The following is a 22,245-nucleotide window of genomic DNA, read 5'->3' as shown; positions in this document are numbered from 1 at the left end:
TCACAGGGGGTCTGTCGTGTCGTCGCAGGAACGCATCACGGTGCGGGTCGCCGCTGCCGAACTACCGCACCACGCCCCTCTCGAGCTGTACGAGCGCCTGCGCGACACGTGCCGGGCCGAGGACGTCTTTCTCTTCGAGAGCACGGACGGCGCCGCACCCGACCGCCGGTCCGCCGTCGTCGGTCTGGGCCGTCTGGCCGAGATCCGGGTCTTCGCCGAACACGTGGAGATCGACGGCGTGCCGGGCGTGGCGTCGGTGCTGGCTCTGGTCGCCGAGGAGGCAGGGCTGCTTCCCGAGGAGTCGCCGCCGGGCGCCGCCGGAGCAGGCACCCGACGACTGCGCATACCCGGCCCAGCCGCCGTCTGGCGGCTGCTGCCCCTGGCACAGCACGCCTTCGAGGTGGACACCGACATACCGCAGACCTCGTACGCCTTCGGGTTCCTGGCCTCGCTCGCCTACGAGTCCGTCTGGCACATGGAGACGCTGCCTCCCCGGACCAAGAAGGCGAACGGGCCCGACATCACGCTCACGCTCTTCCGGGATGCCGTGTGGTACGACCTGACCACGGCCACGGTGCGTCATCTCGCCGCGGAGAGCGCGGCGTTCGGGGACCGCTCACCGGATGCCCCGTCGCTGGAGGCGGCCGCTCGGGCCGCCCGGGAGCGGGGCGGCACGGACGCCGCCACGGTGCCCGCGGCCCCCTCCCCCTCGTCCGTGCACGACACCGTCGGCCGCCAGACGTTCCTGTCGTGGGCTCACCGGTGCCTGGAGCACATTCGGGTCGGGGACATCTACCAGATCCAGATCGGCCACCGTATCGACGTACGCACCGAGCTCACCCCCGTCGACGTCTACCGGCGGCTGCGCGGCCGTAACCCCTCGCCGTACATGTACCTGATGCCCCGCGCCGGCAGCCTGCTCATCGGTGCCAGCCCCGAGCTGTACTTCCGGATCAAGGGCGACGAACTCGAGATGCGCCCCATCGCGGGCACCGCGCGCCGGGGGCCGGACGACGAGGAGAACGCCCGGCGCGTCAAGGAGATGCGGGAGAGCACGAAGGAACGCGCCGAACACATCATGCTGGTCGACCTCTGCCGCAACGACATCGGCCGGGTCAGCCGCCCCGGCACGCTGCCCGTGGACCGGCTGATGGCCGTGGAGTCCTACTCGCACGTGTTCCATCTCGTCTCCACCGTCACCGGACGTCTCGACGAGGGCCTGGGCACCTGGGAAGCGGTGCGCGCGACGTTTCCGGCGGGGACGATGACCGGCGCGCCCAAGGTGCGGGCCATGGAGATCATCGACGGTCTCGAACGGGAGCGACGCGGCAGTTACGCGGGCGCCGTGGGGCTGGTGGACGTACGCGGGTGGAGCGAACTCGCGCTGTGCATCCGCTCGATCGAGTACGACGGAGCCACCTACTCCACGCAGAGTTCGGCGGGCCTGGTGGCCCAGTCGGACCCCGAGTCCGAGTGGCGGGAGACGCTGGCGAAGATGGGCGCCGCCTACTGGGCGCTCACGGGGGAGGAACTGCGATGAAGGTGCTGCTGATCGACGCGTACGACAGTTTCGTGCACATCATCGACCAGTATCTGCGCCACCTCGGCGCGCAGACGCGGGTCGTGCGCTCGCTGACCCGCTCCGTCGACGAACTCGCCGGGTACGAACCGGACGCCGTGGTCCTCGGGCCGGGTCCCGGGCATCCGGCCGAGTCGGGCCATGTGGAACTGGTGCACGAGTTCGCCGGTCGGGTGCCGCTGCTCGGCGTGTGTCTGGGCCACCAGGCCATCGCCCTGGCCTACGGCGGCCGGATCGAGGTGGCCGACCAGGTGATGCACGGGCGGATCAGCACCGTGCAGCACGACGGCACGGGTCTGTTCGCCGGTCTCGGCCACACCCTGCAGGCCACCCGCTACCACTCCCTCGTGGTCGCCCAACCGGTTCCGGAGGCCCTGGAGACCACGGCAGTCGCCGTCGACCACGGCTATGTGATGGGCCTGCGGCACCGCACCCTGCCCGTGGAAGGCGTCCAGTTCCACCCCGAGTCCGTGATGACCACCGGAGGCCTGACACTGCTGGAGAACTTCCTGGCCATGGCGGCGGACGAGCGCAGCCGGGAGCGGCCGCTCAGCGGGATCTGACCTCCGCCAGTACGCGGACGGCCTCGGTGATGCCCGAGCGCGGCAGATGCGCGTGGCCCACGACGAGCGCGGGTGCGCCCCGGCGCGGCCAGGCGTGGAAAGCCGCCCCGCCACGCACCGCGACGGAGCGGCGCAGCGCCCCGGACACCAGGGCCGCCTCGTCGGTGTGCCGGGGGAGCCTGAGGTACGCGTGCAGCCCTGCTGCCGGGCCGAGCACGTCGGCGTCGGGCAGATGCCGGCGGACGGCCTCCACGAGGGCCTGACGGCGGCTGCTCGCCCGGGAGTTGAGCCTTCGCAGGTGACGGTCGAGCAGCCCGCCGCGCAGCAGCTCGGCGAAGGCCAGCTGGGTGAGGGTCTCGGTGCCGAGGTCGTGCCGGGCACGCTCGCGCAGCAGCCGGTCCAGCAGATCGGGCGGTGCGGCCAGCCAGCCGAGCCGCAGCCCGGGGGCGAGGGACTTGCTGGCTGTGCCCGCGTACACGACGCGTTCGGGGGCGAGGCGTTGCAGCGCCAGCGGACGTTGACCGCGTTCGTACCACAGGCCCCCGTCGTAGTCGTCCTCGATGATCAGGCCGTCGACGTCCCGGGCCCAGCGCACGAGGTGCTCGCGCCGGTCGTCGCGCAGGGTCACGCCGGTCGGGAATTGATGCGTGGGGGTGACGAGGACGGCGCGCAGGTCCGTCGCGGCCAGCGCCGCCACATCCAGGCCCGCCTCGTCGACGGGCAGGGGCAGCGGACGCACACCGCATTCCTGGAGGAACCGCCGCTGTCCGGGATGGCCCGGATCCTCCACGCCGATCGTGTCCACCCCCTGCCGGCGGAGCACGCCGCACAGCAGGTCCAGTCCCTGCGCGAACCCGCCCACCACGGCCAGCCGCTCGGCGGTGGTCCGAACGCCGCGTGCCCGCCCCAGGTACTGGGAGAGTTCCAGGCGCAGCGCGGGGGCTCCGGCCAGCGGAGGATAGGCGTGTGCCGAGGGGGCGCCCGCCCGCAGCGCGCGCTCGTAGCAGGTGAGCCAGTCGCGGCGCGGAAAGTCGGACGGACTGCCGCCGCCCGGCCGTAGGTCCCAGCGGACCTCCGGCACCCGGTCCTCCCCGAGGAGCGTCGGTACGACCGCCTGGGCGGTCAGGTGTCCGACGACGCGGGTGCCGGCGCCCTGGACGGCTTCCAGGTATCCCTCGGCGACGAGTTGGCCGTACGCCTCCACGACCACGCTGCGCGAGACGTCCAGGTCGTCCGCGAGGCGGCGGCTGGAGGGCAGCCGGGTTCCCGCGTGCAGGCTTCCGGCCGCTATCTCGCTCTTGATGAAACTCTGTATCTGCGCGGTCAGGGAGACCTCGGAATCCCGGACGACTTCGACCGCCATGTGGAGGGACATGACCTTTTCTCTCTCTTGTTCTCTCTCTTGGGAAGTGGCCTGTATTTCTCGCTTGGCAGTGGTCTGGTCGGGGCGCGTGCCCGGACGTGACACTGGTCGCCCGGATCGACGTCAGATCCGTGCCGCAGATGTCCGAGGAGAATTCACGTGACAACCGGACCGCAGAGTTTCAGTTGGCCCGAATTGCTGAATTCGCTGCTCGATCTGAAGGACCTTTCCGCGCGGGAGACCGACTGGGCGATGGATCAGGTGATGTCCGGCGTCGCGGGGCCGGTGCGGCTGGCCGGGCTCCTGGTGGCGCTGCGGGCGAAGGGCGAGACCGTCGAGGAGATCGAGGGTCTGGTCGGCGCCATGCGGCGGCATGCGGTGCCGCTGGACGTGCCCGGCCCCACGGTGGACATCGTGGGCACCGGCGGGGACGGTTCGAACAGTGTCAACATCTCCACGATCTCGGCCATCGTGGCGGCCGGAGCCGGGGCGCGGGTGGTCAAGCACGGCAACCGGTCGGCGTCCTCCTCCTGCGGATCGGCCGACGTCCTGGAGGAGCTGGGGGTGGCTCTGGGGCTGCCCGCGGAGGACGTCGGCGCCGTCGCCGAAGAGGTCGGCATCACGTTCTGCTTCGCGCCGGCGTTCCATCCCGGCATGCGGCACGCGGCGGCGCCGCGCCGCGAACTCGGGATACGCACCGTCTTCAACGCCCTGGGCCCGCTGCTCAATCCGGCCTCGCCCACGGGTGCGGCGATCGGAGTGGCGGACGCGCGGCTCGCGCCGCTGCTGGCAGGGGTCCTCGCCCGGCGTGGGTCGAGGGGGCTCGTGTTCCGGGGCGACGACGGAATGGATGAACTGACGGTCACCACAACCTCCACGATCTGGGCGGTCACGGACTCCGGGGTGCGCGAGGAGACCTTCGACCCGCGGGACATCGGCATCGGGCTCGCCACGCCCGACGCCCTGCGCGGCGGCGACCGGGCCCACAACGCCCGGGTGGCGCGGGAGGTCCTCGCCGGTGCGCGCGGTCCGGTGCGCGACGCGGTACTGCTGTCGGCCGCGGCCGGTCTTGCCGCGCTGGAGCCGGACGGCGGACGCTCGGTCGGCGAACATCTGGCGACGGGATGGGAGCGGGCGGCGGAATCGGTGGACTCGGGCGCGGCGGCAGCGGTCCTGGAACGATGGGCGGCCGTCACGACCAAGCGGGCGCAGTCGGCGGGGCCGGCACCTCGGTGAGCCGCGGCTGCCGTCGACGGCTCTGCCGCGCAAGCCCCGAGGGGTCCCGTTCTGCGGTACCCGGGCCCCGGCCTGGCGCCGGCCGACTCCGGGATGCGACGCGGCGAGGGACACGTACGCCGGGCCGGATGGCCGCGCGGCGAGCCGTGGGACGGATCCCGGACAGGTCCGAGCCGCACTCACCCCACCTGCCCGGCGTCATCCGTCGACCGGACCCTGGACCTGGGATGCGGCCAGGAGTTCGGCTACTGCCGTTCGGGGGGTGCCGTGGGTCACCAGCGCCTCGCCGACGAGGACCGCGTCCGCGCCCGCGCGGGCGTATGCCGCGACGTCCGCCGGGCCGCGGACGCCGGACTCGGCGATCCGCACCAGGCCCTCGGGAAGGTGCGGCGCGACCCGCGCGAACGTGCCGCGCTCCACTTCCAGCGTCGTCAGGTCGCGTGCGTTGACGCCGATCACCGTGGCGCCGGCGGCCACCGCGCGCTCCGCCTCGGGCTCGTCGTGCACCTCCACCAGCGGCGTCAGTCCCGCCTCGCGCGCCAGCGCGACGAACTCGGCCAACTGGGCTCGGCCCAGGGCGGCGACGATCAGGAGCACCATGTCGGCGCCGTACGCACGCGCCTCCCACACCTGGTAGGGGTCCACGACGAAGTCCTTGCGCAGCACGGGCACGTCCACCCGGGCGCGCACGGCCTCCAGATCCGCCAGGGAGCCCCCGAACCGGCGTCCTTCGGTCAGGACGCTGATCGCGGCCGCACCGCCTGCCGCGTAGTCGGCGGCCAGGGCCCCGGGGTCAGGGATGCCGGCGAGCGGACCGCGCGACGGGCTGGCCCTCTTCACCTCCGCGATGACCCGCACCCCCGGCCCGCCCCGCAGCAGCGGCACGCAGTCCCGCCCCGCGCCCCGGGCCAGGGCCCGCTCCCGCACGGCCGCCTCGGGCAGGCGCTGCCGGCGTGACGCCACATCGTCACGTACGCCCCTGACGATGTCGTCGAGAGCATTCATCGCTGTGTTTCCCCTCCCTGACCTGCGGGCTGTGACCGACCGGACGATAAACGTTCGGAGCGGGCGGAGAACACTTCCTTAAGCAGCGGCGAAAACTTCCATGTGAGCGCGCGAACGGGGTGCGGAGCCGTCGTCAGTGGCCTGTCAGTGCCGGTCGACAGCATGGTCACGAAGGCGATGCCGAACAACACATTCTTCCGTCCATTCCTCCGTAGGTTGGCAATCACGTGTCGAAGACTTTGGGCTGTTCAGTCGCGGCCGGGACGACGGCCGTACGCGTTCCGCGGTGGACCACGGCCGACGAGACGGGCGCGCGGCGAGGTGTGACCGCCGAACTCGTGCTGTCTCCCGAACTGACCCCCCGGCTGCGTGCGGTGGCCGTCGAGAGCGCGGCCCCGTTGGACGCCGTGCTCCTGGCCGCACACCTGCGGGTGGTCGCCGCGCTGACCTCCGACCAGGACCCGGTCACCGGGTACGTGCCCGCCGACGGTGATCCCGGCGCGCCACGCTCGCTGGGTGTCAGTGGTGTGCTGCGGAAGAGCTGGGGCGAACTCGTGCGGCAGGCGGCCGCGGAGGCGAGCCGGCGCGCCCCGGCGCCGGGCCCGGCCTCCGGGGCGAACCACGATTGCGTCCTGGACCTGTCCGCGACAGACCTGATCACGACGGACCTGTGCGCAGCGGATCCGGCCCAGCAGGACGCACCGCCCCTGTGGGTGCGTATCGCCGTGCACGCGGACCGCGTCACCGTCTGCGCCCGGTCCCGCTCGGACGTGATGTCCGAGGAGCAGCTGACCCGAATCGTCGGTTACCACGGACGGGCCCTGGAACTGCTGGCCGCCCACCCCGACGCACCGGCGGGCGAGCGGAGTCTGCTCGCCGAGGACGAACGGCACTTCCAGATCTACGGGTTGGCGGGCGAGTCGGTGCCCTTCGACGGGAGGCTGTTCGTCGAGCGGTTCGAGGAGCAGGTCCGGTCGACCCCTGACGCGATCGCGGTGTCGCACCGGAGCCGGTCATGGACCTACGACCGCCTCAACACGAGCGCCAACCGGATCGCCCACGCGCTGCTGACGGACGGGCTCCGTGACGAGGACGTGGTGGCCGTCGTCATGGAACGCGGCCTGGAGTGGGCAGCGGCCACGATCGGCGTACTCAAGGCAGGCGGGTGCTATCTGCCGGTGCAGCCGGACCTCCCGGCCGCCCGGATCGCCGCTCAACTCGACGACGCGGACTGCCGGTTCGTGCTCGGGGAGGGTGCGGACCCGCATGCCTTCGTGAGGGGCAGGGACGACGCGCGCCGCTCGGTGGACGTCGCGGCCCTGACCGCCGGAACCAGTGGTCATGGTTCCGAGGCGCGGACGACCGGCAATCCGGGCCGGCCGCTCACGCCCCGCCGGCTCGCCTACATCTACTTCACCTCCGGCTCCACCGGCACGCCGAAGGGCGTGATGTGCGAGCACGCGGGGTTGCTGAACCACCTGTTGATGAAGGTCGCCGACCTCGGACTCGGCCCCGGCGACGTGGTGGCGCAGACCGCCGCGCAGTCCCTGGACATCTCGCTGTGGCAGCTGATCGCCCCCCTGCTGACCGGCGGCGGTTCACGCATCGTGGACACCGACGTGCTCCTGGACGTGGACCGTTTCGTCGCCGAGCTGACCGCGTCGCGCGTCTCCGTCGCACAGTTCGCCCCGTCCTACTTCGACGCGCTGATCACGGCACTGGAGCGCGGCCCCCGCGGTCTCGGCGTGCTGCGCACCGTCTCGGTGACGGGGGAGGAACTGAAACCGGCGCTGCTGCGGCGGTGGTTCGCGTGCCATCCGGGCGTCCGGGTGGTCAACGCGTACGGCGCGACCGAGGTCTCGGACGACACCATGCACGAGTTCCTCGACATGGTGCCCGAGCACGGGCCCGTCACGCTCGGCCGGATGCGGCGCAACGTGCATGGCTACGTGCTCGACGAGCAGGGTGGGCTGGTGCCGCTCGGTGCGACCGGAGAGATCGTCTTCTCCGGGGTCGCGGTCGGCCGTGGTTACGTCAACGACCCCGAGCGGACCCGGGCCGCGTTCGTGCCCGATCCGTTCCGGCCCGGCCAGCGGATGTACCGTACGGGTGACTTCGGGCGCTGGCTGCCCGGGGGCCGGCTCCAGTTCCTCGGCCGCCGCGACCAGCAGGTCAGGATCCGCGGATTCCGGGTCGAGACCGGTGAGATAGAGAACCGGCTCATGGCCCTGGACGAGGTGAAGGACGCGGTGGTCGTCGCCTCGGGGGCGGGTGACCGGCACCGGGTCCTGGTCGCCTTCCTGGTCGGTGCCGTCCGTCGGCAGGCCGCCGACATCCGGACCGGCCTGGCCCGCCATCTGCCGGACTACATGATCCCCGCGCACTGCCACTGGATCGACGCCCTGCCGGTCAGCGACAACGGCAAGGTGGACCGGAAGGTTCTCGTCGAGCTGGCCGCCACGCTCGGCCATGCCGGCGTGCCGAGCACGGCGCCCACCACGCCCACCGAGCAGCGCCTCGCGATGGCCTGGGCGGAGGCGCTCAACGTTCCGTTGCAGAGCATCGGGCGGGCCGACAACTTCTTCGCGCTCGGCGGTACGTCGCTCGCGGCGACCTGGCTCGTCGTGAAGCTGGACCGGCTCGTCTCGCTGACGCAGATCGTCGCCCATCCCGTGCTGTCCGACCTCGCCGCCGCCGTCGACGCGGGTGGGAGCGCGACGGCGGAGGGCCCGGAGCCCGGCCTGCTCCGACCGCTGACCCGTGCGCTCCCTGGCCGGACCGAGCCCGAGGGCCGCCTGGTCTGCTTCCCCGGCGCGGGCGGGAACGCGGTCAACTTCCTCGCTCTGGCCCGGGAACTCGCTCCGAGCGGCATCGAGGTGTACGGCGTGGAGCTGCCCGGCCACGACTTCGTGCCCGGCGCGCAGGATCTGGCGGAGGTGCCCGAGGTGGCGCGCCGGGTTGCGCAGGAGCTGGGGCGGCTGACCGCCGCAACGCTCGTGCTGTGGGGCCAGCGGGAGGGTGCGGCGCCCGCGCTCGCCCTGGCCCGGCTGCTGGAGGACGGCCCTTCGGCAGCTCGTCGGGTCATCGTCGGCGGCGTCGCCCCGGACTGGCCGGCCGGGGTGCGGGCGGTCATGGACCGCACCCGTGCCATGAGTGACCAGGAGGTCGCCGCGACCCTCCTGGGCGAGGGCGCGTACGTGGAGTTCGACGGGCTCAAGCCGGAGCGGGCGCGGCTGCTCGGGCCCGCCTACCGGCACGACGTGCGGTCGGCCGGAGACTTCCTGCTGGCCGCCCGCCTCGACCCGGAGTCCCACCGAATCAAGGCGGGCATCGAGCTCGTCGTCGCCGAGGACGGGGCGGACGGCGAACACGGCCGCGGTCACTGGGACTGGCGGCTCTTCACCGACGAGGTGACGCACCGCCGGCTTCCGGGTGGCGGAGCCCACTTCCCGCGCACACGGGCGACCGACGCGAAAGACGCGGTGCTGACCGCGCTGAACCGAACCGCCCCTTCGTCCCCGTGAGGAAACCGATGCCCAACGACCATGTGACGACGGCGAGTTCCAGTGGTGCGGAAGGGTTGACCGGGCGGATCACCGCCGGCCCCGACGCGCTCCTGCGCGCCGAGGTGCTCGAGCCGCAGCTCCGCTTCGAGATCGACGCCCTGCTGCCCTGGTACGTCCAACTGGAGAAGGTGCTCCTGCTGGAGTACCGCCGGCTCGGCCTGCTGGACGGTGCCCAGGTCGGTGCCATCGCCGACCTGCTCGACCGGGTCACACCCGAGGCGGTGGCCCGGGAGGCCGAGGAGAGCATGAGCGACATCGCCTTCACCCTGGAGCGCCACGTCGCCCGCCGGCTGACCACGGTGCCGCCCGCGTGGCACGTCGACCGCAGCCGCAACGACCTCCAGGCCACCGCCCAGTTGATGCAGGGCCGGGCACGGCTGCTGGGGTGCGCCGAGGAGCTGATCGCGTTCGGCCGCACCGCGCACCGGCTGGCCGGCCGTGGTGCCGACCTGGTGATGCCCGGCTACACCCATATGCAGCCGGCCCAGGTGATCAGCCCCGGCTTCTACTTCGCGGCACTGTGCGACCAAGTACTGCACACCCTTGAGCGGCTGGAGTCGGTGTACCGGACCGCTGCCGCCTCGCCGATGGGCGCGGGGGCTATGGCGGGACAGGAACTGCCCTGGGACCGGGCCCGGATGGCCGGGCTGCTGGGCTTCACCGAGGTCCGTACGCACGCGCTGCGGGCGGTGGCACAGCGCGACTGGGCACTGGAGGCCTGCGCCGAGTTCTCCCTGCTGGGCGTCGCGCTGAGCCGCTTCGTCACCGACCTGATGACCTGGGGCAGCGCGGGATACGGCTTCATCGACCTCCCGGACCACTGGTCGGGAATCTCCTCGGCGATGCCGCAGAAGAAGAACTACCCGGTGCTGGAGCGGATCCGGGCCCGTACGGCGCATCTCGGCGCGGCCTACACGGCCATCGCCGCCGGGCAGCGCTCCACCCCCTACAGCAACTCCGTCGAGATCTCCAAGGAGGCAGGGGCAGGAGTACCCGCCGCCTTCGACACCGTCGGGTCGGTGCTGCGGCTGTTCGGCGCGGTGCTGGAGAACCTGCGGTTCCGGGAGGACCGGATGCGCGAGGCCTGCGAGAGCGAGTACCTGGGCGGGTTCACGCTCGCCAACCTGCTGACCCTGCGAGCCGGGGTCCCCTGGCGCACTGCCCAGGTGGTCGCAGGGCGCTACATCGTCCAGGCCGTCGAGCACGGGCTGCCTCCCGCAGAGCCCGACGGTGCCCTGCTCGACACGATCCTGGCCGCCGAGGGGCATACGGCCGAACACGCGGCGGAACTGCTCGCCGAGGCGATGAGCGTGCAGGGCGGACTCACGGCGAAGCGTTCGGACGGCTCGGCCCATCCGGACGCCGTACGGGCCCTGCTCGCGGACCAGGAGACGGCGTTCGACGCATGGGACAAGCGCTGGTACGGACGACGGGCGCACATCGACGCGGCGGCGGCCGAGGTCGACCGGCTGCTCGCCGGTCCGGAGGGACGGCAGGAGTGGTGAGGTCCTCCGACGCCGTCCTGCGGCAGGACGCCCCGGGGCGCGCCCCGGCGCCGTTCGCCGCGGTGACGGGGATGAGTACCGCGTCCGGCACATTCGGCGAGCTGCTTCAGGGCGTGCTGCCCGAGGAGAACAGCGACTTCCTGGTCACCCTGCCCATCGCCCGCTGGGCCCGGGTGACCTTCCACGGCACACCCGGTACCGACGAGTTGGAGGTCCAGCCGGCCCACAAGCTCAAGGCGCTCCGGCTCACCAGGATGATCATGCAGTCCGCGGATGCGCCGATGGGCGGGGTGCTGACCATCGAGAGCACGCTGACCGAGGGCAAGGGCCTTGCCAGCTCGTCCGCCGACCTTGTGGCGACGGCACGCGCGGTCGCCAACGCACTGGGTGAGCCGATGCCGCCCCGGCGGATCGAGTCGCTGCTGGCGCAGATCGAGCCCACCGACGGCGTGCTGTACCCCGGCATCGTGGCCTTCTACCACCGTCGGGTGGCACTCCACACCGAGCTGGGGTCCCTGCCGCCGATGACCGTGGTGGGCGTCGACGAGGGCGGCGAGATCGACACGATCGCCTTCAACCGCATCCCCAAGCCCTTCTCCGCCGCGGACCGGGCGGAGTACGCCCGACTGCTGGAGCGGATGGCCGGGGCGGTGGCCCGTGCGGACCTCGCCGAGGTGGGCGCGGTGGCCACGCGCAGTGCCCTGATGAACCAGGTGCTGCGGCCCAAGCGGACGCTCGACGACATGATCGACGTCTGTCGGCAGGTCGGCGGGCTCGGGGTGGTCGTCGGCCACAGCGGGACCTGCCTCGGGGTGCTCCTCGACACGGCCGAGCCCTCGTATCCGCAGCGGCTGGTGGACGCCGCGAGCGCGTGCTCCGAGCTCGTCGGCAACGTCACGGTGTACCGGACCTTGAGCTTCGACCGATGAACTCCGGCGTTTCGCCGGCCCGGCGCAGGGATGGGAAGAGAGAGCGCACATGCTGAGCCAGAACGTGATCGAGGCCATCGGCCATACACCGCTGGTACGTCTGCGGCTGGGGGCCGACCGGGACGTCCGGGTCTACGCGAAACTCGAGATGAACAACCTGTTCGCGATGAAGGACAGGGTCGCCAAGCAGATCATCACCGAGGCGCGCCAGAGGGGCGACCTGGCCGAGGGCGCCCCGATCGTGGAGAGCTCCTCGGGCACGATGGCCCTCGGAGTCGCCTTGGTGGGCACCGCGCTCGGCCATCCGGTGCACATCGTCACCGACCCGCGGATCGACCGCACGACGCTGGCCAAGCTGGAGGCACTGGGCTGCGAGGTGCATGTGGTGTCCGCGATGGACGACCACGGCTGGCAGGGCGCCCGGCTGACCCGGCTGCGGGAGATCATGGACAGCAACCCGGGGGCGTTCTGGCCACGGCAGTACGAGAACCCGCAGAATCCGGCCGCCTACCGGCACCTGGCCCATGAGCTGCTCGCCGACCTCGACACGGTGGACGTCCTGGTCGGCGCCGTGGGCAGCGGCGGCTCGCTGTGCGGCACCTCACGAGTGCTGCGTGAGTCCCTGCCGGAACTGTACGTGGTCGGGGTTGACTGCGTCGGCAGTGTGCTCTTCGGCCAGCCCGACCGGCCCAAGAGGCTGCAGAGCGGGCTGGGCAACAGCCTGCACCCGAAGAACCTCGACCATTCCCTGATCGACGAGGTCCACTGGCTGAACGACCACGAGGCCTTCGGCGCCACCCGCGAACTGGCCCGTGAGGAAAAGCTGTTCGCCGGCAACACCTCCGGGTCGGTGTACCGGGTGCTGGGCGCCATGGCCGAACGAGCCACACCGGGCACGACCGTCGTCGGGATCTTCCCGGACCGCGGGGACCGGTACGCCGACACCGTGCACAGCGACGCGCACTGGGCCGAACAGGATCTCCGGCGCCTGCCCGTGGCCACCGTGCCGCGGCAGGTCCTCGACGGCACGGAGGTGCACAGCTGGTCGTTCCGCCGCAACAGGGCGGACGCGCCGCGGCCGGCGTTGGTCTTCGTGGAGTCCAACACCACCGGCACCGGCATGCTGGCGCTACGGATCGCGGCGGAGGCCGGCTACGAGCCGGTGCTCGTGACCGGCGACTCCACCCGGTACGGAGGGCTCGCCGAGACCGGTGCGACGGTCGTTGACTGCGACACCAACGACCTGGACGCACTGATCCGGGCGGTGACCAAGGCGTTCGAGTCCGGTTGCATCGCCGGGGTGTCCACGACCAGCGAGTTCTACCTGGTGGCCGCGGCGGCGCTGGCCACCGCTGTGGGGCTGCCGGCGGAGCGTGCCGAGGCGATAGCCGGCTGCCGGGACAAGGGGCGGCTGCGCGAGACCCTGCAGCGGGCCGGGCTCGGGCAGCCGCTCTTCGAGGTGGTCGAGGACGGCCCGTCCGCCGCCGCGGCCGCCGACCGGATCGGAACCCCCTGCGTGGTCAAGCCCGTCGACGACTCCGGCTCGACGCGGGTGCGTCGCTGCGACTCGGCGCAGCAGGCCGCCGAGCTGGCCGAGGAGATCACCGCCCGGACCACCAACGGACGCGGGCAGGCCATGGCGGGCCGGGCCCTGGTCGAGGAGTATCTGGACGCGCCCGAGTACAGCGTGGAGATGTTCGGGGTCGACGGCGTGCACCGGCTGATCGGCATCACCGAGAAGACCGTGACCGGTGCACCCCACTTCGTGGAGTCCCGGCACCTCGTGCCCGCCGAACTGCCCGCCGAGGCGGCGCGGGAGGTGACCGAGACGGTGTCGGCCGCGCTGGCCGCGACCGGCCTCGGCCGCGGCCCGAGCCACACCGAGGTGAAGCGCACCGCGACCGGCACCGCCGTCGTGGAGATCAACCCGAGGCTCGCGGGCGGCCTCATCCCCGAGCTCTACCGCCTGGCCACCGGTGTCGACCTGCTCGCCGCCCAGGTGGCCCATGCCGGTGGAGGCGAACCGCTGCTGCCCGACGGCTTCGCGCGCCACGCCGGCATCCAGTTCATCCTGCCCGCCGAGCGCGGCGTGCTGGAGCGGGTCGCCGGGCTGGAGGAGGCCCGGGCGGTCCCGGGCGTGGAACGCGTGACGGTCACCGCAGCGGCGGGTACCCAGGTCGCCCCGCCCACGGACGCATACGGGCGGATCGGGCATATCGTCGCCGTCGGCGAGAGCCGGGCGGCGGTCGTCGAGGCGCTCGACCGGGCCACGGCACTGGTCGGCGTCGAACTGAGGGGGAGGAAGACAGAGCAGCGGCAGTAGGCCGACGAAGCACCTCTGGCGCGAACGGCACCACCAAGGGCCTCGGCACCGCCACCTGTAGCTACTTCTTCGCCAAGCTGTCGGCAACCGCCTGACCTGGCATTTCGCATGCCAAAACGGTCCCCGCCCCCGAAACCGGGGGGCGGGGACCGTGCCGAATGGCCGGATGCCGCCCAACCGCCTTCCGGTGAGGCGCAGATGGCGTGAAGGACGATTGACGACCACTCTTACGCATGTAAGCTCGGACTTACATGTAGAAGAAATAAGCGACGTGAGTAAGGGGCTGGAGACAGTGGAGAAACGCTCGGTCACCGTCAGGGTGGCGAGTTGGAGCGCGGCTCACCCCTGGCGCGCCATCGTCGGCTGGTTCGTCTTCGTCGCGCTGTGCTTAGGAGCGTCGGCCGCCGTCGGGACCCACAGCGCCACCACCGAGGACTACCGGGTCGGCAAGGCCGGGAAGGCGGAGGCGATCGCGACGGAGGGCGGCCTGCAACGCAGGCCGGCCGAGCAGATCGTCATCGACTCCCCGTCCGGCACGCTGAACGTGTCCGCGGCCCGGGCAGCCGCCGCGGACGTCACCACGCGGATGCGGAAACTCCAGGAGGTCGACCGGGTCGAGAAGCCGGTCCTCTCCCGGAACGGCAAGGTCCTCATGGTCCAGGTCGTCATGGCGGGCGAGGAACTCGCCGCGCGCAAGAAGGTCGGCCCGCTGGTCGAGCAGACCGCGGCCGTGCAGAAGGCCCACCCCGAGGTACGGGTGCAGGAGACCGGCAGCCCCTCGATGAGCAAGGGCCTCGACCAGCAGCGCAGTGACGACCTGGCCTTCTCCGAGATGCTCACCCTGCCGGTCACCGTCATCACGCTGATGATCGCCTTCGGCTCGGTGATCGCTGCCGGTGTACCGGTCCTGCTGGCGCTCTCCTCCATCGCCGCCGCCATGGGGCTGTCCGCCGTCGCCTCGCACGTGCTGCCGGACGCCGGCGTCGGCAACAACGTCATCCTGCTGATCGGCCTGGCCGTCGGTGTCGACTACTCGCTCTTCTACCTGAAGCGAGATCGCGAGGAACGGGCCCGGGCCGGCGGTCATCTCGGTTCCGAGGCCGTCGTGGAACTCGCCGCGGCCACCGCGGGCCGGGCCATCGTGGTCTCCGGTTTCGCGGTGATCGTCTCGACCGCGACCCTGTACCTGGCGACCGACGTCATCTTCTCCTCGCTCGCCACCGGCGCCATCATCGTCGTCATGGTCGCCGTGGCCAGTTCGCTGACGGTGCTGCCCGCCCTGCTGGCCAAGCTCGGGGCCCGCGCCGAGCGTCGTACGGCCCGCCGCGCGGCCCAGGGCAAGCGGACGCGGGGACACGGTGAGACGAGCAGGGCGTGGAACGCGCTGCTGCGGCCCGCGACCCGGCGCCCCGGGATCACCCTGCTGGTCTCGGTGCTCATCATGCTGGGCCTGGCGGCGCCCGCCCTCGACCTGAAGCTGAGCGTGCTGGGGAAGGACACCTTCTCGCGCAAGATCACAGCCGTTCAGACCTACGACCGGCTGACCGCCGCCTTCCCGGAGATGCTCGTCCAGCACCAGGTGGTGGTGCGTGCCGACGCGGACCGCGCACCGCAGGTGGTGAAGGCGATGGAGGACCTGCGCCGGCGGGCCCAGGCGGACCCGCTGTTCGCCAAGGACGTCGAGTTCAAGCTGAGCTCCTCCGGTGACCACCGGATCTCCAGCCTGATGCTCTCCGTACCGTTCAAGCCCAGCTCGCCCCAGGCGCTGCAGTCGCTCGACCGCGTCCGCGACGACTACCTGCCCGCCACGGTCGGCAAGGTGCCCGGCGCCGAGGCCTACGTCACCGGTGACATCGCCCGCGACTCCGACTACCTGGACCACCAGAACTCCAAGCTCCCGCTGATCGTCGGACTGCTGTTGCTGGTGACGTTCACCGTGACGGTGCTGGCCTTCCGGTCGGTGGTCATCGGCGTGATCGGCACCCTGCTCAACCTGCTGTCCGCGGCATCCGCCTTCGGCCTGCTGGTCCTGGTCTTCCAGGGGCACTGGGCGGAGGGCATCCTCGACTTCCACTCCACCGGATCGATCGGGGCGCGGGTACCCCTGTTCCTGTTCGTCATCCTCTTCGGGCTGTCGATGGACTACCAGGTCTTCGTGGTCAGCAGGATCAGGGAGGCCGTCCTGCGCGGCCTGGACACCCGCAGGGCCGTGATCGAGGGGATCGGCAGCTCCGCGGGTGTGGTGACCAGTGCGGCTGTGGTCATGGTCACCGTGTTCGCCAGCTTCGTCTTCCTCACCCTGGTCGAGATGAAGCAGATGGGCTTCGTCCTCGCCGCCGCGGTCCTGCTCGACGCCTTCATCGTGCGGATCATGATCCTTCCGTCGGTCCTGACTTTGCTGGGCGACGCGAGCTGGTGGCCGTCGCGAAAGGCGCGATCGGCACGGCCGAAGCAGACCGGATCAGCTGGTTCCGGGACTGTCACTTCGTACCGTCCGCAGGAGTCGGGGCGCATCTGAGCCACGGCTGTCGATGCAGGCAGCCGCACTGACCGGCCTTCCAATCCCCCGGGAAGGCCAGGTGCTGGGCCGCTCACACGCTGGGCGGCCCAGCACCGTTTTCGGGCTGGAATCATTCCGGAATGGCTTGTTCCTCTGTCATATCTTTCAGGTATGGCGGAGTCGTAAGTTTGATATTTCTCATCCGCGATGGGGCGGACAAGGATGTGGATCAAACGAAGACGGGGGTATTGAATCGTGGAGATCCATATACTTGGTTCACTTTTGCTCACCAGCGGCACACGGAGCTGGGGTGTGACGTCGAAGCGGGTGAGCTCGGTGCTCGCCCTGCTGGCCCTGACTCCGGGTCAGGCTGTCCCGTTCGACCAGCTCGTGGACGAGCTGTGGGGTGACGACCACATCGCCAACGCGAAGAACGCTCTGCAGGCCAACGTGACCCGGCTGCGCAAACTCCTGGCGTCGGTGGCCGGAAGAGAGGGGCGGGAACTCGTACGCACCGTCGGCACCGGCTATCTGCTGGACATCCGGCCCGAATCGGTCGACGCCCACCACTTCGTGGCCCTCGCGGACGAGGGCGCGGCCCTGCTGGGCCAGGATCCCGCAGCGGCGGCGGGCGTACTGGAACAGGCGCTGGGCAGATGGCGGGGCGCGGCCCTGCTGGACGTCAGCGAGGGGTTCCGCTGCCGGACGGCGTCCGTACAGCTGGAGGAGCGACGGCTCACCGCGTACGAAGACTGGGTCACCGCCAGGCTGGCGGCCGGTGTGGAAGGCGCGCCGGTGCCGGAGCTGCGTCAGCTGGCCACCGAGCATCCCGGCCGCGAACGACTCAGTGAACTGCTGATGCTGGCCCTGTACCGTGACGGCCGGCAGACCGAGGCGCTCGAAGTGTTCCATCAGGCCCGCAGGCGCCTGGCCGAGGACCTCGGTGTGGAGCCGGGGCGTTCCCTGCACGCGGTGTACCAGGCAATCCTTCACCAGGACGACGCCCTCGGACGTCCCCGCGGCTCCTTGGCCCTCATCGGCTGACCCACCTCTCCATCCCTCGGAGGCGGTAATTCCGTCGAGGCCCCGTAACCGGCGTGATTCAATTACAGTGATGTAACGTAGGTCGGAGCGTGTGCCCCTGCAACGGGGCGGAACGCACCGTCGTATGTGTCCGGGACTGGGGGCTGGGTCTGCAATGCGCGTCGAGTTACGGCATGCCCGACTCGTAGCCGCCATCGCGAGTGCCGGGAGCATATCGTCGGCCGCAACCCAGCTCAATCTTCCGCAGCCCGCCCTCTCTTCCCAACTACGCCGACTGGAGCGTGAGTTCGGAGGGGAACTGTTCGTACGGTCGCACAGCGGCGTGGTGCCCACTCCACTCGGCGAACGGCTGATCCCGATGCTCGTGGACCTGGCCCGGCGCGGTGATGCCGTCATCGCCGAGGTGGCCGCGCAGAGCACGAACACGCTGCGCGTCGGGAACGTGGAGTGGACGCCGCCCACCCTCAAGGACGCGATCGCCACGTGCCTGCCCTCCGTCGAGGTGCAGACCGAGACGGTGGATCCGGCCGACGCGATGAGCGCGGTCGCCGAGGGGCTGCTCACCCTGGCGCTGGTGCCCAGTCCACCGGACCGCCAGTCGGCCGACATCAGAAAGCTGCCCCTCAGCACGGCGGTCGTGGTCCGCGAGCCGGTGTGGCTGGCGGTGCCGCCCGGCCACCCGCTGGCCGCGAACGGTCCCGTCGGCGCGGCCGAGGTACGTTCCCTCGACTGGGTGCGCTACGCGCGCGGCCACTGGTTCCACGACCACGAGGACGCGGCCTTCGCCGATCTCGTCGAGGGGCAACCCGCGCCGGCCCACCGGGTGCGCGGGCATCACGAGGCGATGAGCTGGGTCCGCGAGGCGGGCGTGGCCGCGCTGACCGTTCCCACCGGTGCCACCAAGGACGTCAGTCTCGTCCCGGTCGCCGACGCCCACATCTGCGAGCTGCTCCTGGTGTGGCGCACGGGGTCGCTCAGCCGGGCGACCGTGGCGACCCTGGTGGAGAACGTACGCCGCTACTACTGCGCATACGCCCGTACCATCCCGCGCTTCTGGTCGTGGATGGTCGCCCACCCCGAGAACTTCCGCGAGGTCGAGCGCTACCTGACGAACCCTCATGAGGACGTGCCCGGTTCGGATTGAGGGGCCTTCCGACTCCCCGCGCAGTCACGTCAGTTCGCGGTCAGTGGCCTGTCAGCCGCTTGCTCCAGCATCGTCTGCATGACTACTGCAGCCACCAGCGCCGAACGGCGTGCCCAGATCAAGGGCATCATCTGCGACATCCTCGAGATCGAGCCGTCCGACATGACCGGCACCAGCCGGTTCAAGGAGGACCACGAGGCCGACTCGATGGGCGCCATCGAGATCCTCTCCAACCTTGAGCGGACGTACGGGATCGACCTCGACCAGAGCGTGCTGCCCCGCATGGTCAATCTCGACGCCGTGGTCACCGTCGTCGACGAGGCCGTGGCCGCCAAGTAGCGGGTGCTGCCCGGCCGGGCCCGCCCGGGTCGGGCGTGAGGGACTGGAGTGCAGGGTGTACGACAACGATCAGTGGCCGCGCCAGGTGGTGATCACCGGACTCGGCCTGGTCACCAGCATCGGCCTCGGAGCCGAGGAGTTCCTGGCCGGCCTGCGGGCCGGCCGCAGCGGGGCCAAGCCCATCACGGCCTTCGACACCAGCGGTTTCGCCCACTCCTACGGGTGCGAGGTCGCCGGCTTCGACCCGGCGGAGTGGATCCGTACGTACCAACCGGAGGAACTGGGCCGGGCGACCCAGTTCTCCGTGGCGGCGGCCAACATGGCCGTCGCCGACGCGGGGATCGGCGCGGAGGAACTCCGCGGCCGGCGGACCATGGTGTCGGTCGGCACCACGGACGCGGAGTCCCGCGACCTGGACCTGCTGGTCGGTGAACAGCTCGACAAGGGCCCCGAGCACCTCACCCCGGGGATCGCCCGACGGGCCCACGCGAGCAGGCTGTCCACGAGCATCGTCCGCGAACTCGGGCTGACCGACGTCGAGGCCCTGACCATCCCCACCGCCTGCGCGGCCGGCAACTACGCGATCGGCAGCGGCTACGACGCGATCCGGGCCGGCGACGTCGATGTGGCCCTCTGCGGCGGAGCCGACGCGGTGTGCCGCAAGACCTTCGCCGGCTTCTACCGGCTGGGCACCATCGCTCCCGAGGTGTGCCAGCCCTTCGACCGGGACCGCAAGGGCATCCTCACCGGCGAGGGCGCCGGCATCCTCATGATGGAGAGCCTGGAGTCCGCCCGGGCACGCGGCGCCCGTATCTACGCCGAGGTCCTCGGATACGGGCTCACCTGCGACGCCCACCATCCCGTCGCGCCCGACCAGGACAGTCTCGCCCGCTGCATGGCACTGGCCCACCGCAACGCCGGGATCACCGAGGCGGACGTCGACTTCATCTCGGCCCACGGCACCGGTACCAAGGCCAACGACGTGACCGAGGCGGGCGCCATCCGTCAGGTCTTCGACACTCCGCCGCCCACCGTGTCCATCAAGTCGATGGTCGGGCACAGCATGGGTGCGGCCAGTGCCCTCGGCTCGGCCGCCTGCGCCCTGGCCATCGCCGAGGGCTTCATCCCGCCCACCATCAACCACCGGGAGACCGACCCGGAATGCGGGCTGGACTGTGTGCCCAACGAGGCGCGTCCCGCTGACCTGACCGTGGTGCAGAACAACGCGCTCGCCTTCGCGGGCAACAACGCCGTGCTCATCCTGGGCCGGCACCGGGAGGCCGCCTGATGTCCGCGCTGGTCTTCTCCACCTGGTCGGCGGTGTCCCCGTACGGCGTGGGCAGCGAGCCCTTCCGTACCGGCATCCGGGCCGGCCGCAGCGCGATCGGCGCACTCGACCGGGCGGCCTTCCCAGGACCGTTCACCGAGGGCGCGCTCGTGCCGGACTTCAACGCCGCCGATCACATCGGCCGCAAGGGCACCCGCACCATGGACCGGGTCACCGGCATCGCGGTGACCGCCGTGGGACTGCTGCTGGCCGACGGCGGACCGGAGTTGACGTCCCGGCCCGAGGAGACCGGGCTGGTGCTGGGCACCGGCTCGGGCAGTGTGCAGAGCATCATGGACTTCACCCGCGACTCACTCGTGGGGGAGCGCCCGTACCACGTCGACCCGGCGCGCTTCCCGAACACGGTGATGAACCGGGCCGCCGGGCAGAGCGCGATCTGGCACGGCATCAAAGGGCCGAACACCACCATCGCCGGCGGCCGCCTGACCGGCCTGACCGCGCTGAGCTACGCCGCCCGGCTGCATCGTGGCGGCCACTGCACGCGGGTGCTGTGCGGGGCGGCCGAGGAGTACTCCGAGCAGCGGGCCTGGCTGGAGTGGCACGGCCGGGACGGCGATGACCGGACGTCCCCACTGGGCGAGGGCGGCGCGGTGTTCCTGCTGGAGACCGCACAGGACGCCCGGGCGGCCGGCCGGCGGGTGCGAGCCCGCCTGCTGACCACCCGGTTCCGTGCCTTCGCCGAACCGTCCGACGCCCGGGCGGCCTTGGCGGAGTGCGTGCGCGACGCCTTGAAGCAGGCCGGCGCGCGGGCCGGGGATGTGCGCGTGGTGGCCCCGGCCGAGACGGGCGGGCACCTGGCCGGCACCGAGGAGGCCGCGATCGGGGACGTCCTCGGCTCGGCCGGGCCCCGCCTGCTCGGCAGCCGCGCGCTGCTGGGCGACACCTCTGCGGCCACCGCGGGCCTGCAGCTCGCGGCGGTGCTGTCGCTGCTCGACGACGAGGAGACCCCACCCGGCGCACTCGCCCTCGTGACGGCGGTCGACCGGGACGGCACGGCCGGCTGCGCGCTGCTCGCCGCCGCGACGAACGAGGAGAGCTGAGTGGAGACGAACGCCCGCAGGGTGGCGCTGGTGACCGGGGGTTCCCGGGGCATCGGGCGGCATGTGGTCACCGCACTCGCGCGGGACGGCTTCGACGTCGCGTTCTGCTACCGGTCCGACGAGGAGGCGGCCCGGTCGGTCGCCCAGGAGGCCGAGAAGGAGGGCGCGGGTGTGTTCACCGCCCGCGTCGACGTCGCCGACGCCCGCGCCGTACGGGACTTCGTCCGCAGCGCGGAGGACACGCTCGGCCCGCTGCACGCGGCGGTCTCGTGCGCCGGCATCGTCCGGGACAACCCCTTGGTGATGATGTCCGAGGACGACTGGGACGCCGTCCTGCGCACCAACCTGGACGGCACCTACCACCTGTGCAAGGCCGCCGTCTTCGCCATGATGAAGCGCCGGGCGGGCACCGTCGTCACGATGTCGTCCGTGGCCGGGGTGTACGGCAACGCGACGCAGACCAACTACTCCGCGTCCAAGGCCGGGATCATCGGCTTCAGCAAGGCGCTGGCCAAGGAGTCCGGGCGCTACGGCGTGCGCGTCAACGCCGTGGCGCCGGGCTTCATCGACACCGACATGCTCTCCGGGCTGGCGCCGGAGCACACCCGGAAGATGACCGAGCGCATTCCGCTCGGCCGCCTAGGCCACCCCCGGGAGGTGGCGGACCTGGTGTCGTTCCTGGTCTCCGACCGCGCCGCCTACATCACCGGACAGGTCTTCGGCGTCGACGGCGGCCTCGTCGTCTGACCCGCTAAGGAGCA

At 71.4% G+C, this 22,245-nt stretch carries 16 protein-coding genes; 14 read left to right on the top strand and 2 right to left on the bottom strand.

What is annotated here, in order from left to right; translation table 11 throughout:
• Window positions 1-16: 16 nt before the first annotated feature.
• Both ACGFZQ_RS23850 and ACGFZQ_RS23845 read left to right on the top strand, forming a co-directional pair.
• Window positions 17-1,540, top strand: coding sequence for an anthranilate synthase component I family protein (locus tag ACGFZQ_RS23850; protein ID WP_393841986.1), 1,524 nt, complete (start codon window positions 17-19; stop codon window positions 1,538-1,540).
• Window positions 1,537-2,142: an anthranilate synthase component II gene (locus ACGFZQ_RS23845; RefSeq protein WP_393841985.1), complete on the top strand. Its 606-nt coding sequence runs from the start codon at window positions 1,537-1,539 to the stop codon at window positions 2,140-2,142. Before ACGFZQ_RS23850 ends, ACGFZQ_RS23845 begins: the two co-directional genes overlap by 4 nt.
• Here ACGFZQ_RS23845 and ACGFZQ_RS23840 read toward each other — a convergent pair.
• On the bottom strand, window positions 2,129-3,517 hold the full coding sequence (locus tag ACGFZQ_RS23840; RefSeq protein ID WP_393841984.1) for a PLP-dependent aminotransferase family protein: 1,389 nt from the start codon (window positions 3,515-3,517) through the stop codon (window positions 2,129-2,131). The genes ACGFZQ_RS23845 and ACGFZQ_RS23840 overlap by 14 nt on opposite strands.
• A 147-nt stretch (window positions 3,518-3,664) precedes the next feature.
• Here ACGFZQ_RS23840 and trpD point away from each other — a divergent pair, with 147 nt between their 5' ends.
• Entirely contained in the window at window positions 3,665-4,741 is a 1,077-nt protein-coding gene (gene trpD / locus ACGFZQ_RS23835; protein ID WP_393841983.1) for an anthranilate phosphoribosyltransferase, read from the top strand.
• A 198-nt stretch (window positions 4,742-4,939) separates the two neighbouring features.
• Here the strand turns inward: trpD and trpC are convergent, their stop codons facing one another.
• Window positions 4,940-5,746 carry an indole-3-glycerol phosphate synthase TrpC gene (gene trpC, locus ACGFZQ_RS23830; protein WP_393841982.1) on the bottom strand — a complete coding sequence of 269 codons (807 nt, stop codon included), beginning with the start codon at window positions 5,744-5,746 and terminating at the stop codon, window positions 4,940-4,942.
• Between the two features lie 227 nt (window positions 5,747-5,973).
• On the opposite strand from trpC, the gene ACGFZQ_RS23825 reads away from it, so the two are divergent.
• The 11 genes from ACGFZQ_RS23825 (at window position 5,974) to fabG (ending at window position 22,231) form a co-directional block, all read left to right on the top strand.
• The gene (locus tag ACGFZQ_RS23825; RefSeq protein WP_393841981.1) at window positions 5,974-9,270 is read left to right on the top strand and encodes an amino acid adenylation domain-containing protein; all 3,297 of its coding nucleotides are present in this window, start codon (window positions 5,974-5,976) and stop codon (window positions 9,268-9,270) included.
• An 8-nt stretch (window positions 9,271-9,278) separates the two neighbouring features.
• Complete coding sequence (locus ACGFZQ_RS23820; protein ID WP_393841980.1) at window positions 9,279-10,817, top strand: argininosuccinate lyase; 1,539 nt, start codon at window positions 9,279-9,281, stop codon at window positions 10,815-10,817.
• On the top strand, window positions 10,814-11,746 hold the full coding sequence (locus ACGFZQ_RS23815; protein ID WP_351728663.1) for a kinase: 933 nt from the start codon (window positions 10,814-10,816) through the stop codon (window positions 11,744-11,746). Before ACGFZQ_RS23820 ends, ACGFZQ_RS23815 begins: the two co-directional genes overlap by 4 nt.
• A 49-nt stretch (window positions 11,747-11,795) precedes the next feature.
• Window positions 11,796-14,069, top strand: coding sequence for a pyridoxal-phosphate dependent enzyme (locus ACGFZQ_RS23810; RefSeq protein WP_393841979.1), 2,274 nt, complete (start codon window positions 11,796-11,798; stop codon window positions 14,067-14,069).
• Window positions 14,070-14,340: 271 nt separating this feature from the next.
• Window positions 14,341-16,587, top strand: coding sequence for an MMPL family transporter (locus ACGFZQ_RS23805; protein ID WP_393841978.1), 2,247 nt, complete (start codon window positions 14,341-14,343; stop codon window positions 16,585-16,587).
• 294 nt (window positions 16,588-16,881) lie between these two features.
• The gene (locus tag ACGFZQ_RS23800) at window positions 16,882-17,613 is read left to right on the top strand and encodes an AfsR/SARP family transcriptional regulator (protein ID WP_351728671.1); all 732 of its coding nucleotides are present in this window, start codon (window positions 16,882-16,884) and stop codon (window positions 17,611-17,613) included.
• Window positions 17,614-17,737: 124 nt separating this feature from the next.
• On the top strand, window positions 17,738-18,757 hold the full coding sequence (locus ACGFZQ_RS23795) for a LysR family transcriptional regulator (RefSeq protein WP_393841977.1): 1,020 nt from the start codon (window positions 17,738-17,740) through the stop codon (window positions 18,755-18,757).
• A 78-nt stretch (window positions 18,758-18,835) separates the two neighbouring features.
• On the top strand, window positions 18,836-19,096 hold the full coding sequence (locus ACGFZQ_RS23790; protein ID WP_234536984.1) for an acyl carrier protein: 261 nt from the start codon (window positions 18,836-18,838) through the stop codon (window positions 19,094-19,096).
• Between the two features lie 55 nt (window positions 19,097-19,151).
• Complete coding sequence (locus ACGFZQ_RS23785; protein WP_393841976.1) at window positions 19,152-20,384, top strand: beta-ketoacyl-[acyl-carrier-protein] synthase family protein; 1,233 nt, start codon at window positions 19,152-19,154, stop codon at window positions 20,382-20,384.
• Window positions 20,384-21,484: a beta-ketoacyl synthase N-terminal-like domain-containing protein gene (locus ACGFZQ_RS23780; RefSeq protein ID WP_393841975.1), complete on the top strand. Its 1,101-nt coding sequence runs from the start codon at window positions 20,384-20,386 to the stop codon at window positions 21,482-21,484. Before ACGFZQ_RS23785 ends, ACGFZQ_RS23780 begins: the two co-directional genes overlap by 1 nt.
• The gene (gene fabG / locus ACGFZQ_RS23775) at window positions 21,485-22,231 is read left to right on the top strand and encodes a 3-oxoacyl-ACP reductase FabG (RefSeq protein WP_393841974.1); all 747 of its coding nucleotides are present in this window, start codon (window positions 21,485-21,487) and stop codon (window positions 22,229-22,231) included. It abuts the gene before it with no gap.
• Window positions 22,232-22,245 lie beyond the last annotated feature (14 nt).

It is taken from the genome of Streptomyces sp. NPDC048254, assembly GCF_043201895.1.
GTDB lineage: Bacteria > Actinomycetota > Actinomycetes > Streptomycetales > Streptomycetaceae > Streptomyces.
Note: the sequence above shows the minus strand (reverse complement) of the source record. Positions and strands in the feature narration are given on the sequence as shown.

What these genes read in the sequence shown, in the direction of transcription:
- ACGFZQ_RS23845 (WP_393841985.1), top strand. Translation starts at nt 1,537, where the DNA reads ATGAAGGTGCTGCTGATCGACGCGTACGACAGTTTCGTGCACATCATC.
- ACGFZQ_RS23840 (WP_393841984.1), bottom strand. Translation starts at nt 3,517, where the DNA reads ATGTCCCTCCACATGGCGGTCGAAGTCGTCCGGGATTCCGAGGTCTCC.
- trpC (WP_393841982.1), bottom strand. Translation starts at nt 5,746, where the DNA reads ATGAATGCTCTCGACGACATCGTCAGGGGCGTACGTGACGATGTGGCG.
- ACGFZQ_RS23820 (WP_393841980.1), top strand. Translation starts at nt 9,279, where the DNA reads ATGCCCAACGACCATGTGACGACGGCGAGTTCCAGTGGTGCGGAAGGG.
- ACGFZQ_RS23810 (WP_393841979.1), top strand. Translation starts at nt 11,796, where the DNA reads ATGCTGAGCCAGAACGTGATCGAGGCCATCGGCCATACACCGCTGGTA.
- ACGFZQ_RS23795 (WP_393841977.1), top strand. Translation starts at nt 17,738, where the DNA reads ATGTGTCCGGGACTGGGGGCTGGGTCTGCAATGCGCGTCGAGTTACGG.
- ACGFZQ_RS23790 (WP_234536984.1), top strand. Translation starts at nt 18,836, where the DNA reads ATGACTACTGCAGCCACCAGCGCCGAACGGCGTGCCCAGATCAAGGGC.
- ACGFZQ_RS23780 (WP_393841975.1), top strand. Translation starts at nt 20,384, where the DNA reads ATGTCCGCGCTGGTCTTCTCCACCTGGTCGGCGGTGTCCCCGTACGGC.